The organism is Claveliimonas sp. (genome assembly GCF_037273965.1).
Taxonomy (GTDB): domain Bacteria; phylum Bacillota; class Clostridia; order Lachnospirales; family Lachnospiraceae; genus Claveliimonas; species Claveliimonas bilis.
The window spans coordinates 25624-39231 of sequence record NZ_JAYAZJ010000040.1 but is presented as its reverse complement, the minus strand read 5'-3'; the positions used below and the strand labels follow the sequence as shown (position 1 = coordinate 39231).

At 45.5% G+C, this 13608-nt stretch carries 15 protein-coding genes and 3 tRNA genes; all 18 read left to right on the top strand.

Annotated elements, in window-relative coordinates; translation table 11 throughout:
- Nucleotides 1-73: 73 nt before the first annotated feature.
- Nucleotides 74-145: transfer RNA gene (locus WJ238_RS02535), tRNA-Gln, on the top strand.
- Nucleotides 146-153: 8 nt separating this feature from the next.
- A tRNA-Lys gene (locus WJ238_RS02530) sits at nucleotides 154-226 on the top strand.
- 223 nt (nucleotides 227-449) lie between these two features.
- Nucleotides 450-529 (top strand) — tRNA-Leu (locus WJ238_RS02525).
- A 542-nt stretch (nucleotides 530-1071) separates the two neighbouring features.
- Nucleotides 1072-2373 (top strand): TrkH family potassium uptake protein, encoded by a 1302-nt coding sequence (locus tag WJ238_RS02520; RefSeq protein ID WP_316265629.1) that lies wholly within the window; start codon nucleotides 1072-1074, stop codon nucleotides 2371-2373.
- Between the two features lie 48 nt (nucleotides 2374-2421).
- Complete coding sequence (locus WJ238_RS02515; protein ID WP_230107581.1) at nucleotides 2422-3087, top strand: potassium channel family protein; 666 nt, start codon at nucleotides 2422-2424, stop codon at nucleotides 3085-3087.
- 21 nt (nucleotides 3088-3108) lie between these two features.
- Entirely contained in the window at nucleotides 3109-4161 is a 1053-nt protein-coding gene (locus WJ238_RS02510) for an inorganic phosphate transporter (protein ID WP_256193014.1), read from the top strand.
- Nucleotides 4162-4184: 23 nt separating this feature from the next.
- A complete protein-coding gene (locus WJ238_RS02505; RefSeq protein ID WP_230105128.1) occupies nucleotides 4185-4808 on the top strand; it encodes a DUF47 domain-containing protein in 624 nt (207 codons plus the stop codon).
- Nucleotides 4809-4906: 98 nt separating this feature from the next.
- Complete coding sequence (gene yfcE / locus WJ238_RS02500; RefSeq protein ID WP_230107582.1) at nucleotides 4907-5467, top strand: phosphodiesterase; 561 nt, start codon at nucleotides 4907-4909, stop codon at nucleotides 5465-5467.
- Nucleotides 5439-6164, top strand: coding sequence for an ABC transporter ATP-binding protein (locus tag WJ238_RS02495; protein WP_230105129.1), 726 nt, complete (start codon nucleotides 5439-5441; stop codon nucleotides 6162-6164). The genes yfcE and WJ238_RS02495 overlap by 29 nt, the downstream gene beginning before the upstream one ends.
- A gap of 40 nt (nucleotides 6165-6204) precedes the next feature.
- Entirely contained in the window at nucleotides 6205-7134 is a 930-nt protein-coding gene (locus WJ238_RS02490) for a SufB/SufD family protein (protein ID WP_230107583.1), read from the top strand.
- A 27-nt stretch (nucleotides 7135-7161) separates the two neighbouring features.
- On the top strand, nucleotides 7162-7983 hold the full coding sequence (gene thiM / locus WJ238_RS02485; RefSeq protein WP_337606041.1) for a hydroxyethylthiazole kinase: 822 nt from the start codon (nucleotides 7162-7164) through the stop codon (nucleotides 7981-7983).
- Complete coding sequence (gene thiE, locus WJ238_RS02480; RefSeq protein ID WP_337606040.1) at nucleotides 7964-8620, top strand: thiamine phosphate synthase; 657 nt, start codon at nucleotides 7964-7966, stop codon at nucleotides 8618-8620. The genes thiM and thiE overlap by 20 nt, the downstream gene beginning before the upstream one ends.
- Nucleotides 8617-9285, top strand: coding sequence for an HAD family hydrolase (locus WJ238_RS02475; RefSeq protein WP_230105131.1), 669 nt, complete (start codon nucleotides 8617-8619; stop codon nucleotides 9283-9285). Before thiE ends, WJ238_RS02475 begins: the two co-directional genes overlap by 4 nt.
- Nucleotides 9282-10106: a bifunctional hydroxymethylpyrimidine kinase/phosphomethylpyrimidine kinase gene (gene thiD / locus WJ238_RS02470; protein ID WP_256193019.1), complete on the top strand. Its 825-nt coding sequence runs from the start codon at nucleotides 9282-9284 to the stop codon at nucleotides 10104-10106. Before WJ238_RS02475 ends, thiD begins: the two co-directional genes overlap by 4 nt.
- The gene (locus WJ238_RS02465; protein ID WP_524536982.1) at nucleotides 10084-10947 is read left to right on the top strand and encodes a DUF2238 domain-containing protein; all 864 of its coding nucleotides are present in this window, start codon (nucleotides 10084-10086) and stop codon (nucleotides 10945-10947) included. The genes thiD and WJ238_RS02465 overlap by 23 nt, the downstream gene beginning before the upstream one ends.
- Nucleotides 10948-11013: 66 nt before the next feature.
- A complete protein-coding gene (locus tag WJ238_RS02460; protein ID WP_337606038.1) occupies nucleotides 11014-12609 on the top strand; it encodes an aryl-sulfate sulfotransferase in 1596 nt (531 codons plus the stop codon).
- A gap of 109 nt (nucleotides 12610-12718) precedes the next feature.
- Nucleotides 12719-13150: a hypothetical protein gene (locus tag WJ238_RS02455; protein ID WP_337606037.1), complete on the top strand. Its 432-nt coding sequence runs from the start codon at nucleotides 12719-12721 to the stop codon at nucleotides 13148-13150.
- 145 nt (nucleotides 13151-13295) lie between these two features.
- Entirely contained in the window at nucleotides 13296-13607 is a 312-nt protein-coding gene (locus tag WJ238_RS02450) for a hypothetical protein (RefSeq protein ID WP_230105136.1), read from the top strand.
- The last annotated feature ends 1 nt before the right edge of the window (nucleotide 13608 follow it).

Genomic DNA, 13608 nt, shown 5'->3' with positions numbered 1-13608 from the left:
TTAGCGCGCCAGATTGTGGCTCTGGAGGCCCAGGGTTCGAATCCCTGTATCCACCTTAACCCGAAAGGGCTATTGGGCTATCGCCAAGCGGTAAGGCACAGGACTTTGACTCCTGCATTCGTTGGTTCGAATCCAACTAGCCCAGTTTTATACGGGCGTGTAGCTCAGGTGGTAGAGCACTTGACTTTTAATCAAGTTGTCCGGGGTTCGAATCCCCGCACGCTCATTATTAAAAAACAGCGGAAAGCCAATCGAAAGACTTTCCGCTGTTTTTTGAACGCGCGGCGTCAACCTTCGGGAAGAAAGCTGTCCCTCCCAGTTGCCTGGGTAAATATAAATTAAATTATGTTAAATCTAAATCAAATTATTACTTGACAAAGGATGGATGGGTGCGTAAACTATTATCTGCAGGCTTTAGCGGTTTGCTATATAGAAACTTTTATTATTATGCGGATGTGGCGGAACTGGCAGACGCGCTAGACTTAGGATCTAGTACTTCGGTGTGCAGGTTCGATTCCTGTCATCCGCATTTTTTATTTGAGAGGAAAGTTCGCAGCAAGGTTTCCCTGTGAAACAAAAAGCCTTCCAGCCGGGAGAGAGTGAAATGTATAGCAGATTTTGTAAGATAATTCTTGCCTTATGTATGATATATATTAGTGTTTTTGTGTCCTTGGAAATTCCGGTACAGAGCCTGGAATATTCGGTGGCGGATGAACAGAAACAGGAGGTTGTTGCCTCAAAGACAGGAAAGCATATTGATTTTCAGAGTATGGATTCCTGGGATTTTCTGCAGCACCAGGCGGTTCTTAAGGTAGAGTGCGGCCGGAGAATGAAGGCCGGTTTATCTAAAATATCTGTATTATTCTGTCTGATTTTCTTTGCATCAGCAGTCTTTTTTGCGTGGGCTTTTCTGAAAAAAGTTTATGGAGCATATTTGCAGTCTTATTTTTATCCTTTGGCACGTTTCTTGTGCGATTTAGTTATCCAACAGAAAAAAGACGGAAAAAAACGCGCTGCTTTCATTTGATCGAAGTATATTGCGTATGTTTCAAAAAGAAAGCAGGTGGAAAATTGAATAATGACAGTTTTTTTCGGCGGCAGCCTCCGGGCCGCCTTATTACTGCAGGCTTTGCAGCGGTGATTCTTGTCGGGGCGCTGCTTCTTTGTATGCCGTTTTCTGTCAGAAGCGGGGCAGAAGTTTCTTTTATTGACGCTTTGTTTACATCTACCAGTGCAGTCTGCGTGACCGGACTGATCGCTATAGATACGGCGGATCATTTTACGGCATTCGGACAGGGGCTTGTGGCCGTTCTGATCCAGATAGGAGGTCTGGGCGTAAGTTCCGTAGGTGTAGGTCTGATGCTGGCTGCCGGCAAACGAGTGAGTATCAAGAGCAGGCTTTTGGTAAAGGAAGCTTTGAATATTGATAATTATCGGGGGATCGTACGTCTGGTTAAGGCGGTGCTGTTTATGACAGTGAGTTTTGAAGCGGTGGGAGCGCTGCTTAGTTTTCTTGTCTTTTCACGGGATTATGAACCGCTTCATGCAGCCGGGATCAGCATTTTTCATTCAGTGGCTGCCTTTAATAATTCCGGATTTGATATTTTGGGAGGATTAAGAAATCTGATTCCTTATCAGGAAAATATTCTGCTGAATTTCACTACCAGTTTTCTGATCCTGGCAGGAGGGCTCGGCTTCCTTGTAATCTTGGATATTGGGCGGCATCGCCGTTTTAAACTATTATCATTTCATTCCAAGATCGTGATTGTTACCAGTGCAGTGTTGGTGGCGGCAGGAATGTTTCTTTTAAAGTGGACAGAAGATATTTCATGGCTTGGAGCGTTTTTTCAGAGCGTTTCGGCGAGGACAGCAGGCTTTTCTACGTATCCCATCGGTACTTTCAGCAATGCAGGCTTGTTTGTACTTTGTATCCTTATGTTTATAGGGGCCTCTCCGGGATCGACAGGAGGAGGAATAAAAACCAGTACGTTTTTTGTTATGATACAGGCAGCAAGAAGTGCATGTACGAAACGAAATGTCAGTGCTTTTCACAGAGAAATCTCTCAGAAAAACGTTTCTAAAGCATGTATGATCACCGTTCTGTCTATAACAGTTGTCTGCATCGCTACATTTTTCATGTGCATATTGGAACCGGACTGCAGCTTTATCCAGATATTTTTTGAGGTAGTTTCCGCTTTCGGTACAGTGGGTCTCTCCACTGGCATTACGCCGGAACTTTGTACGGCGGGCAAGCTGGTGATCATTTCGGTCATGTTTATCGGAAGACTGGGAGCATTCACCTTACTGACTATGTGGATCAGTCGTCCGGAATCTGCAATACGCTATTCCGAAGAAAGCATTGCTATCGGATAAAGAGATTGGGAAAGGCAGAAATAAAGTAGAAAGGAATCAAGGCGGATGATGAAGAAAAGAAAAACAACAGCTACATATGGAGTGATCGGACTGGGACGGTTTGGAACAGCTCTGGCTGTTACACTGGCGCAGTCGGATAATGAAGTGATCGTGATCGACAGAGAAGAAAGTACGATCAGAGAGATGAGGCAATATACAGAGTATGCGTTTGTATCGGATGATCTTAGCATGGAAACTCTGGAAGAGGCGGGGATCCAGAATTGTGATGTGGTAATTGTCTGCATCGGAGAAAAAGTAGATGTCAGCGTCCTGACTACAATGAGTGTCATTGAAATGGGTGTGCCTCGTGTGATCGCAAAGGCTCTTTCAGCAGAACAGGGAGCGGTATTGAAGAAATTGGGGGCTGAAGTAGTATACCCGGAAAGAGATATGGCGCTTCGTCTGGGGAGAAGACTTTTGTCAGGTAATTTTTTGGAGTATGTTTCTCTGGATGACAGTGTGGAGATTCGTCAGATCAGGATTTCCGGAAAACTGGCAGGCCGCAGTATAGAAGAGATAAAGCTGCGTCAGAAGCACGGACTGAATATTATTGCGATTGAGAGAGAAAATAAAACAATCATTGAATTTGAGCCGGAATATCGACTGGATGAGTCAGATATTATTGTAGTAATCGGGAAAGTTGATAATATTAACAACTTTGAGAGAAATATATAAATGTAATTGGAAGGGGAAAATATGGAAATTTCATTTGGATACTTCTGGACGGGAATCACAGGAAGTCCTGTGCTGGCAGTGACGATACTGCTTACATTAGGAGTTATTTTTGTAAATGGCTGGACAGATGCTCCCAATGCGATCGCAACCTGTGTGGCAACCCGGTGTCTTCGGGCAAGGACAGCGATATGGATGAGTGCATTTTTTAATTTTCTTGGGGTATTTGTGATGACCCAGATCAACAGTTCAGTAGCATCAACGATCAGTAATATGGTGGATTTCGGTAACCAGACTCATGAGGCTCTCATCGGGCTGTGTGCTGCGCTTCTGTCCATAGTGATATATAGTGTGGGAGCTTCCTGTTTCGGTATACCCACCAGTGAAAGCCACAGTCTGATTGCCGGACTTTCAGGTGCGGCGATCGCCATTCACCATGGAGTGGAAGGGATCAACGGTGCAGAGTGGATCAAGGTCATATACGGTCTGGTACTCAGTCTTGCTTTGGGATTTGCTACAGGGTGGATCATATGCAGACTGATCACGGTATTGTTCCGGAATATGGAAAGAAGCCGGGCAAATCGTTTTTTCGGCGGCGCACAGATTGTAGGAGCTGCAGCCATGAGCTTTATGCACGGGGCGCAAGACGGACAGAAGTTTATCGGTGTTCTGTTTCTGGGGATTGCGTTTTACAATGGCAGTTCATCGGTAAGCGGGATGGAGATACCGGTGTGGCTTATGCTCCTTTGCAGTATTGTTATGGCAATGGGAACAAGTGTAGGCGGAGAGAAAATTATTAAATCAGTAGGAATGGATATGGTGAAGCTGGACAGATACCAGGGCTTTTCGGCAGACCTTGCAGGGGCGCTGTGTCTTTTGTATTCCAGTCTGTTTGGAATCCCGGTATCCACGACCCACACAAAAACAAGTGCGATTATGGGTGTGGGCGCAGTAAAACGTCTGTCTGCCATTAATTTCAATATTGTAAAGGAGATGATGCTGACCTGGGTATTTACCTTCCCGGGATGCGGCTTGATCAGCTTTATAATGGCAAAACTATTTATGGTGATTTTATAGAGAAGCAGATAAGGAGAAGAAAAATGTCAAAGAAACAGGATTTATTTTATTTTGAAAATTTTATAGAGTGTACGGAGCTTTCCTGCAGGGCGGCACATTTTCTGAAGGAAACTTTAACAGATTTCCGGTCGGATGAGATGGAGAAAAATCTGGATCTTCTTCATGCTATAGAGCATGAGGCAGATGAAAAAAAACATCAGATGACGGACAAGCTGGCAAAAGCGTTTATCACACCGATCGAGAGAGAAGATATTGTCTCTCTTAGCTATAATATTGATGAGCTGACGGATAAGATTGAAGAAGTCTTTATCAGGATTTACATCAACAATATCAGAGAGATAAGGGAAGACGCGCTGAAAATGCTGGATCTCATTATCAAGTGCAGCGAGGAGGTGCGCTGCCTTTTACAGGAGTTTGCAGATTTCAGGCATTCCAAAAAATTAAAAGAAAGTATTATACAGATCAATTTCTATGAGGAGCAGACAGATAAAGCATATATTGACAGTATGAGAAGGCTTCACACAGAAGAAAATGATGTGAGAGATGTGATTGCCTGGAGGGAAATTTATACTTATCTGGAGAAATGTGCAGATGAATGCGAGCATATTGCAGATGTAGTGGAAAGTGTAGTGATGAAAAATTCATAACAGATAATTTTTCCCGGGAAAACGGGTGAAAAAAAGAGAGATATATGTTAAAATTAAAAGTCACAGTAAAACAGCAAACAGGAAAGGACGATCATATTATGAAGATTCTGATTGCATCAGATATACATGGCAGCGCGTATTACTGCAGGCTTTTGTTGGAACGGTACCGTGAGGAAAAAGCGGACAAGCTGCTTCTTCTCGGTGATATCCTCTATCATGGCCCGAGAAATGACCTGCCCAGGGATTATGCTCCCAAGGAAGTACTTGCTATGCTGAACGAAATAAAAGAAGAAATTCTCTGTGTCAGAGGAAACTGCGACACAGAGGTGGATCAGATGGTGCTGGAATTTCCCATTCTTGCAGAGTATTGTATTCTGTATGATGAGGGCAGAATGATCTTTGCCACTCACGGACATCAGCATAATGTAAAGAATCCTCCCATGCTGAAAAGAGGGGATATTCTCCTGCACGGCCACACTCACGTGCCGGTATTGGAAGAATTTGGCGGGAAATACTACATCAATCCGGGTTCCGTATCTATTCCGAAGGAGAACAGTCCGCACAGCTATATGATACTTGAGAATGGAAGTTTTACCTGGAAAACGGTGGAAGAAGGAGAGGAATACAGATATGCTGGAAGTAAAGAACTTAACATTTAAGGTCAATGAAAATGGCGTAGAGAGGAGCATTGTAAAGGACATCAGTTTCACGGTGGAGAATGGAGAGATGCTGGTGATCACAGGCCCGAACGGCGGAGGAAAATCTACGCTTGCCAAGGTTCTGATGGGGATTGAGAAAGCGGACGCGGGACAGATCCTTCTGGATGGCGAGGATATTTCCGAATACGATATCGATCATCGTGCCAAAGCGGGAATCGGATTTGCTTTTCAGCAGCCGCCAAGATTTAAGGGGATGACGGTAAATAAACTTCTTTCTTTGGCGGCAGGCGAGACATTGCCGGAGCACGTTTGCTGTAAAATGTTAAGTGGAGTGGGACTGTGCGCGAAAGAATATCTGAACCGGGAAATTGACGGGACTTTGTCCGGAGGAGAGATGAAACGTCTGGAGATCGCGACAGTGCTTGCAAAAAGTCATAAGCTCTGTATTTTTGACGAGCCGGAGGCCGGCATTGATCTTTGGAGCTTTTCCATGCTTGTACAGCAGTTTGAGAGAATCCATAAAAAGAAAGATCAAATGCTGATGCTGATTTCCCATCAGGAGAGAATTATACGGATGGCAGACAGGATCATGGTGATTGAAGATGGAACGATCAAAAAGATCGGGCCAAGAGAAGAAGTTCTTCCGACACTTTTGACAGATGGAGCCGGTTGTGCCTGCATGGAACAGGAAATGTAAAGGATCCGTTAAGGCAGACGAAAGAAGGGAGCAGATGGAAATGACATTGTTGGATAAGATTACAGAAAAAGTACTGAAACAGATAGACAGCAGTTCCGGATTTAAGCAGGAGGGAGCCTACAATCTCCGGGAAAACGGAGTGTCACTCTGTCACGGAGATACAGAACACATTAAGATCAAAAGGAAAGAGGATAAACCTGGAATAGATGTCTATATTGACGGTTCTGCAAAAGGGGAGCAGGTGCATATCCCTGTTGTTGTAAGTACGTCCGGAATGGTAGATATTGTGTACAATGATTTCTATATTGCAGACGGCGCAGATGTGACTATCGTGGCCGGATGCGGGATCCATAACAGCGGATGCAATGAAACACGGCACGACGGCATCCACGCATTTCACGTAGGAAAGGGTGCGAATGTACGTTATGAGGAGAAGCATTACGGCGAAGGGGAAGGAACCGGAGCAAGAGTGCTCAATCCGGTGACAAAGATTTATATGGAAGAAGATTCTGTTTTTACATTAGATACAGTGCAGATCAAAGGAGTGGATTCTACACAGCGTGAGACAGAAGTGACAATGGGGGCAGGAGCACGTCTTTATGTTTTGGAAAAGCTGATGACTCACGACGAACAGAAAGCGGAATCCAATATGGCCGTCTATATGAAGGGAGAAGGAAGCTCTGCCCAGATTATTTCCCGGTCTGTGGCAAAGGGCGGTTCTGTGCAGGTATTTCATCCAAGGGCTGTCGGAGAAGCCAAATGCCAGGCACATATCCAGTGTGATTCCATTATTATGGATCACGCCAGAGTACAGTCCATTCCGGAAATTGACGCCCGTCATCTGGATGCAGCGATCATCCATGAGGCGGCCATCGGAAGGATCAACAATGAACAGCTGATCAAGCTTCGGACATTCGGAATGACTGAGGAGGAAGCGGAAGGAGTCATTGTAGAGGCGTTTCTTAACTGATCCGCAAGAAAGAGAAGGGGAACAGATATGAATATGACAGAAAAGGCGGCGGCGCTTCTTACTGAGGTAAGGAGCCGTTCGCCTCTGATACATAATATTACCAACTATGTGACGGTCAACGACTGTGCTAATGTAACGCTGGCCATCGGCGCTTCCCCCATCATGGCAGATGACGAGAAAGAGGCTGCGGATATTACAGCAATTTCCTCGGCTCTGGTACTGAATATCGGAACCTTAAATCACCGGACCATAGAATCGATGATCCTTGCAGGGGAAAAAGCCAACGAGTGCGGGATACCGGTTGTTCTGGATCCGGTAGGGGCGGGAGCGTCTCTGCTTCGGAACGATACGGTAAGAGAACTGACCCGGCAAATCCGTTTTTCTGTTATCCGTGGAAATCTCTCGGAGCTGTCCTATGTGGCAGGACTGCCGTCATCTACAAAGGGAGTAGACAGCTCTGACAGGGATACTGGAAATGATGCGGTGCAGGCGGCAAGAGAGGCGGCTGCCAGACTGGGATGTGCGGCAGCCCTGACTGGAGCGGTGGATGTCATTACGGACGGAACAGAACTGGTGAAGATCCATAACGGTCATCCAATGCTCTCCAGAGTAACAGGAACAGGCTGCATGACGACTGCTTTGGTGGGTGCTTTCCTGGGCGCGGGAGGAGATCCTTTTACAGCGGCGGCATCAGGTGTAGCGGCAATGGGAATAGCCGGTGAACTTGCATTCCGGGAGGCAGGAGAAAAGGGAACCGGAAGTTTCCATATGGCTGTTATAGATGCTTTGAGCAGACTGGATGAAAAAACAGTGAAGGAGATGGCGCGATTTGAAGAAACAGGAAATTGATTACACGCTCTATCTGTGCACAGACAGAGATCTGATGAGCACAGACACCATTGAGGAAGCGGTAGAACAGGCAGTGAAAGGAGGATGCACGGTTGTGCAGCTTCGGGAGAAAGACTGCTCCTCTCTGGAATTTTATGAAACTGCCCTTCGGGTAAAAAAAATAACAGATGAATATAAGATACCGCTGATCATCAATGACAGAGTGGATATCGCGCTTGCCGTAAATGCAGACGGAGTCCATGTAGGGCAGGATGACCTGCCGGCGGCGTCTGTGCGCAGGATCCTCGGTGGAGACAAGGTGATCGGCGTGTCGGCAGGGAGTGTCCGGGAGGCAGTAAAAGCCCGGGAGGACGGCGCGGATTACCTGGGAGTAGGGGCCATGCATGCTACCAGCACCAAGACGGACGCAGATGTTACCACAGTGGAAGAATTAAAGAAAATCCGTGAGATGGTGGATCTTCCTATCGTTGCCATCGGCGGTATGAATAAGCAAACCCTTCCGGAACTGAAGGGGACGGGCGTTGACGGAATAGCAGTCGTTTCAGCAGTCATTGCCGCCGATGATATTGAACGGGCGGCAAGCGAACTTTCTGAAGCGGTTCGAAGTCAGAAAAAACAGGAAAGAGAAGGATCATGATAACATACGGTGGAAAAGACTGGGAGGGAGCGGTATTCGACCTGGACGGAACGATTCTTGACTCCATGGGAGTCTGGGAGATCGTGGACAGGCGTTTCCTGGAGAACAACGGGCTTCCCTTTGAAAAAGACTACATACAGGATCTGCTTACCATGCATTTTGCACAGGCGGCAGAATATACAAAGAAGCGATACGCAATGGAAAAAAGTGAAGCTCAGATCATGGAAGAATGGTTCGCTATTGCGAAAGGGATGTATGCCGGCGAGGTGGAGCTTAAGCCTCATGCGGCGGAATATCTTGCGGCTTTAAGAGAAAGAGGAGTAAAAATCGCTGCTGCTACATCTTCGGATCCTCTTCTTTATGAGCCGGCTCTGAAACGGAACGGGGTTTATGATTATTTCCAGGCATTTGCACTGTCATCAGAGACAGAGCATGGAAAGGAAACGGCGGAGGTATATGAGCTTGCGGCAAAGAGGATCAGGGTTCCTCTGGAAAAATGCATTGTGTTCGAAGATATTCTGAAAGGGGTTCAAAATGCACGGGCAGCAGGATGCTATACAGTGGCTGTGGAGGATGCATCCTCGTCCCATGATGCAGAAAAGATACGCAGAGAGGCAGATATCTATATCTGTGATTATTTACAGCTGAAGGAGATAGAACAGTGAAGAGGAAAAGTGTGCTTACAATAGCCGGAAGTGACTGCAGCGGAGGAGCAGGCATTCAGGCAGATCTTAAGACGATGCTGGCAAACGGAGTGTACGGAATGAGTGCAGTGACAGCCCTTACGGCACAAAATACAACCGGAGTATATGGAATTATGGAATCCACTCCGGAGTTTTTGAGGAATCAGCTGGAATGCATCTTTCAGGATATCTTTCCGGACGCTGTCAAGATCGGTATGGTTTCTTCCGCCCTGCTGATCGAAGTGATCGCGGATGAACTGGTGAAGTGGAAGGCAGAAAATATCGTAGTGGATCCGGTCATGGTAGCCACCAGCGGAAGCAGCCTTTTGCAGGATGAGGCCAAAGAAGCGCTGGAATCAAAGCTCCTTCCCCTGGCGGCGGTGATCACGCCCAATATTCCTGAAGCGGAGGTACTCTCCGGTATTCAGATTGACAGTCCTAAGAAGATGGAGGAGGCAGCCTCCATCCTGGGAACGCGTTATCCCGGAGCCGTACTCATTAAAGGTGGACATGATATGAATGATGCCAATGATCTGCTCTTTTGGAGAGGGAAAATGATCTGGTTCAGGGGAGAGAGGATCGACAACCCCAACACTCATGGAACAGGGTGTACGCTCTCTTCTGCTATTGCCAGCAATCTGGCAAAAGGCTATGGAATGGAAAAGAGCATAGAGAGGGCGAAACAATATATTTCCGGCGCCCTTGGAGCAGGTCTTGATCTGGGAAAGGGAAGCGGACCTATGGATCACGGATATGCTTTGCCGGCATTTGAAACAAAGGATGTGTCGTATGAAGAAGAATAAAGGAAACAGCAGATGGAAGGCAATGGGCAAAGCGCTTAAGATGGAGCTTCGGGAGCACAAAAGTTCCTTTTTGGTGTATGTGATCCTGCGTGCGCTTGTCATTTGTGTAATGATTCTTCAGATCTTTAACCGGAATTTTGAAAATGTATTTCTCTGTATACTCACATTGATCCTTCTGATCGTGCCGAGCTTTATACAGGTGAATTTAAAGATCGAGTTTCCCACCGGATTGGAAATTATTTTGCTGTTTTTCATATTTGCGGCGGAAATTTTAGGAGAAATACAGGCATATTACATAAAGATACCGGAATGGGATACTGCTTTGCATACTACAAATGGATTTCTGATGGCGGCGATAGGATTTTCGTTGGTAGATATTTTGAACAGGAATGAGCGTTTTTCCATTAAACTGTCTCCTTTATATGTGTCTCTTGGAGCGTTTTGCTTTTCCATGACCATCGGAGTGGTCTGGGAATTTTTTGAATTTGCCATGGATCGGTTTTTCGGTCTGGATATGCAGAAAGATACGGTTGTTCATTCTATCAGCTCTGTTATGCTGGATCCGGCAGGAGGCAATCATCCTGCTGCTATAAGAGATATCACGGATGTAGTGATAAACGGAGAAAGCCTGGGACTTGGAGGCTATCTGGATATTGGCCTTATTGATACTATGCAGGATCTGTTTGTCAATTTTATTGGGGCGGTAGTGTTTTCTGTTATCGGATATTTCTATGTAAAGAATCGGGGAAAAGGAAAATTTACCGGAAGGCTGATCCCGAGACCGAAGAAAAAAGAGCACGATTATTTGAAGCAGGTGCAGCAGGAAGAGGACACAGAATAATCATAATTTAAACAAAAAAACCTCACTTTTTTTCTCTATTATAAAAAGAAGAAAGTGAGGTTTTTTATGAAGAGAAAGGAAAAAATAGCGGCGGCGGTTATGATCCTGGGTGTGATTGCATGCGCTGTGGGCGTTTCGGTGGGCATGTACAGGGAAAAAGCGGAAGATAAAGAAACACAGGCTGAGGATCAGAAACTGCAGTTACAAAAAGAGGAGATCAGGAAGATATATAATACGGACAGCCAGGAGGAGATCCGCGAGGAGTTGGATGACAAAAAGGAAGAGAAGGAATATTCCGAGAGCGACATGCTGGTAGAGTATAATCCTTTTGGCACAAATACGCTGTCTCTCTATGTATATTTTGAAAGTGAGCAGGCAGAAAATGTAAGCTGTACCATTCATGTAGAAGATGAAACTATACCGGATTATACGCAGCAGCTGACGGAGGACGGAAGCTATGTGACAGAGCATGAGTATCAGGTGCTGGGACTTGTGCCGGATCATCAAAATGAAATTATTTTTACCTTTTCTCTTCTGGACGGAAGTTCTTACCAGGAAACGATCACTTATGACATGGGAAGTCTGATGGGAACAGAAGAAACTGTATTGAAAAGTCAGGATGGAGCAAGCGAAGAAGAGCTGGAGAACGGTCTGTATGTCATACTTGGAAATGACAGTTCCGGTCTGGATTTTATGTATTATTATGACAATAACGGGGTGATCCGCGGAGAAGTTCCCATCATCGGCTACCGGAGCCACCGGATTTTATTTGACGATGACAATATGTATTACAGCATCTCGGAGACAAGGATGGCGCAGATGGATGAGCTGGGCCAGATCACACAGGTATATGACCTGGGACAGTATGAACTGCACCATGATTATGTATTTGATGATGCAGGTAATATTTTGATCCTGGCCAGTGACACAGGCCAGGACAGCGTGGAAGACATTATTCTCCGACTGGATTCAGAGGACGGTACGGTGGAGGAGGTGCTGGATCTGGAAGATCTGTTCGGAAGTTATAAAGAAACCTGTACAGAGAACAGTGACGGTGAGCTGGACTGGATGCATATTAATACTATTCAGTGGATGGGTGAGGAAGAAATCCTTTTAAGCTCTAGGGAAACCTCTTCTATCATTAAAATAGGAGATATCTATGGTTCGCCTCAAATAGACTATATTATCAGCGATCCGGCAGTGTGGGAGAATACGGACTACAGCAGCTATGTGCTGGAGAAAGACGGTGATTTTCCCAGCCAGGCAGGACAGCACAGCATTACGTATGTGGAGGATTCTTCTTTACCGGAAGGCCAGTATTATATTTATATGTTTAACAACAATATCGGCGTGAGTGAGACAAGACCTGAATTTGACTGGACCGTGATCCCGGGCGTACAGGATTCGGCTTCGGACGGCACGGCTTCCTATTTCTATAAATATCTGGTGGATGAGGAAAAAGGCACCTATCAGCTGACAGAGCGGTTTGAGCTTCCTTACTCAGGGTATGTGAGCAGTGTTCAGGAAATCGGAAATAATATTGTGGCGGACAGCGGTATGCAGGGAGTGTTTGGAGAATATGACAGCAGCGGTGAACTGATCCGGTCATTTACAATGGAAAAAGAATCGTTTATTTACAGAGTATATAAATATAATCTTTAATCCTGAGAAAAGGCATACATATTTTATCCCCTTTTTGTTCATATTATGAATGAGATATCTGCGGAAACGCGGAAAAGGAATTATGCGGAAAGGAAAAGAGGGATCAGATATGGAAGTGTGTACAGAAAAACTGCTGGAAGAATGCAGCCAGGGATGCAAGATGGCGATCAACAGTATCAATCAGATACAGGAGCATATTGAAAATGACAGGTTATCTGATGTAGTAAGCAGGTATAAGAAAAAGCACAGGGAACTGGAGAAAGAGGCGGCTGCTCTTCTGGAGGCAGAAGGAAAGGCGGAACCCTCCGTGAAGGCAGCCGCGTCCGCTATGTCATGGATTACTACAAATGTAAAACTTATGATGGATGAAGGCAGCGGACAGATCGCAAAACTTTTGATAGACGGATGTAATATGGGCGTTCAGGGGATTACGGAAAACATCCATAAATATAAGGAAGCTTCCAAAGAAAGCAAGTCACTGGCGCAGAAACTGGTGAAGCTGGAAGAGGATATGATGAAAGATATGAAAGAGTTCCTTTAAACAGGGACAGGGTAAAAATACCCTGTCTCTTTTTAACGAAATCTTAACATAAAACAGAAGATTTGAAGGTAAAAAACCATTGCATTTTTTGACAAAAGGTGTATGATAAAGTATATCGGCAATTCATACAAAAAGGAGGCTTTTTATGGACTCTGTTATCAACAAATTGACGGAAATTGAAGAAGCTGCTGATGCCATTGTGGCCCACGCAGAGGAACAGAAAGCGGTTCTTGACAAGGAGTATGAAGAAAGAAAAAAAGCGTTTGACAAAGAATTGGAAGCAAAAACTCAGAGTGAATTAAGTAAGATTCAGGAGGAGCTGGAGGAAGATAAAAAAAGGCTGCTGGACGGCCAGTCCGGCGCGAATGCCGGCAGTATCCGGCTGCTTCTAAAGGAGTATGACGAAAACCACACAAAGTATGCACAGGAAATACTGAAGCGGATTACAGAGGTGTAGC

Excerpts from the sequence above, each read along its gene's own strand:
- WJ238_RS02515 (WP_230107581.1), top strand. The coding sequence starts at position 2,422 with ATGAAGAAAAGAAAAACAACAGCTACATATGGAGTGATCGGACTGGGA.
- WJ238_RS02510 (WP_256193014.1), top strand. The coding sequence starts at position 3,109 with ATGGAAATTTCATTTGGATACTTCTGGACGGGAATCACAGGAAGTCCT.
- WJ238_RS02505 (WP_230105128.1), top strand. The coding sequence starts at position 4,185 with ATGTCAAAGAAACAGGATTTATTTTATTTTGAAAATTTTATAGAGTGT.
- yfcE (WP_230107582.1), top strand. The coding sequence starts at position 4,907 with ATGAAGATTCTGATTGCATCAGATATACATGGCAGCGCGTATTACTGC.
- WJ238_RS02495 (WP_230105129.1), top strand. The coding sequence starts at position 5,439 with ATGCTGGAAGTAAAGAACTTAACATTTAAGGTCAATGAAAATGGCGTA.
- WJ238_RS02490 (WP_230107583.1), top strand. The coding sequence starts at position 6,205 with ATGACATTGTTGGATAAGATTACAGAAAAAGTACTGAAACAGATAGAC.
- thiM (WP_337606041.1), top strand. The coding sequence starts at position 7,162 with ATGAATATGACAGAAAAGGCGGCGGCGCTTCTTACTGAGGTAAGGAGC.
- WJ238_RS02475 (WP_230105131.1), top strand. The coding sequence starts at position 8,617 with ATGATAACATACGGTGGAAAAGACTGGGAGGGAGCGGTATTCGACCTG.
- WJ238_RS02465 (WP_524536982.1), top strand. The coding sequence starts at position 10,084 with ATGTGTCGTATGAAGAAGAATAAAGGAAACAGCAGATGGAAGGCAATG.
- WJ238_RS02460 (WP_337606038.1), top strand. The coding sequence starts at position 11,014 with ATGAAGAGAAAGGAAAAAATAGCGGCGGCGGTTATGATCCTGGGTGTG.
- WJ238_RS02455 (WP_337606037.1), top strand. The coding sequence starts at position 12,719 with ATGGAAGTGTGTACAGAAAAACTGCTGGAAGAATGCAGCCAGGGATGC.
- WJ238_RS02450 (WP_230105136.1), top strand. The coding sequence starts at position 13,296 with ATGGACTCTGTTATCAACAAATTGACGGAAATTGAAGAAGCTGCTGAT.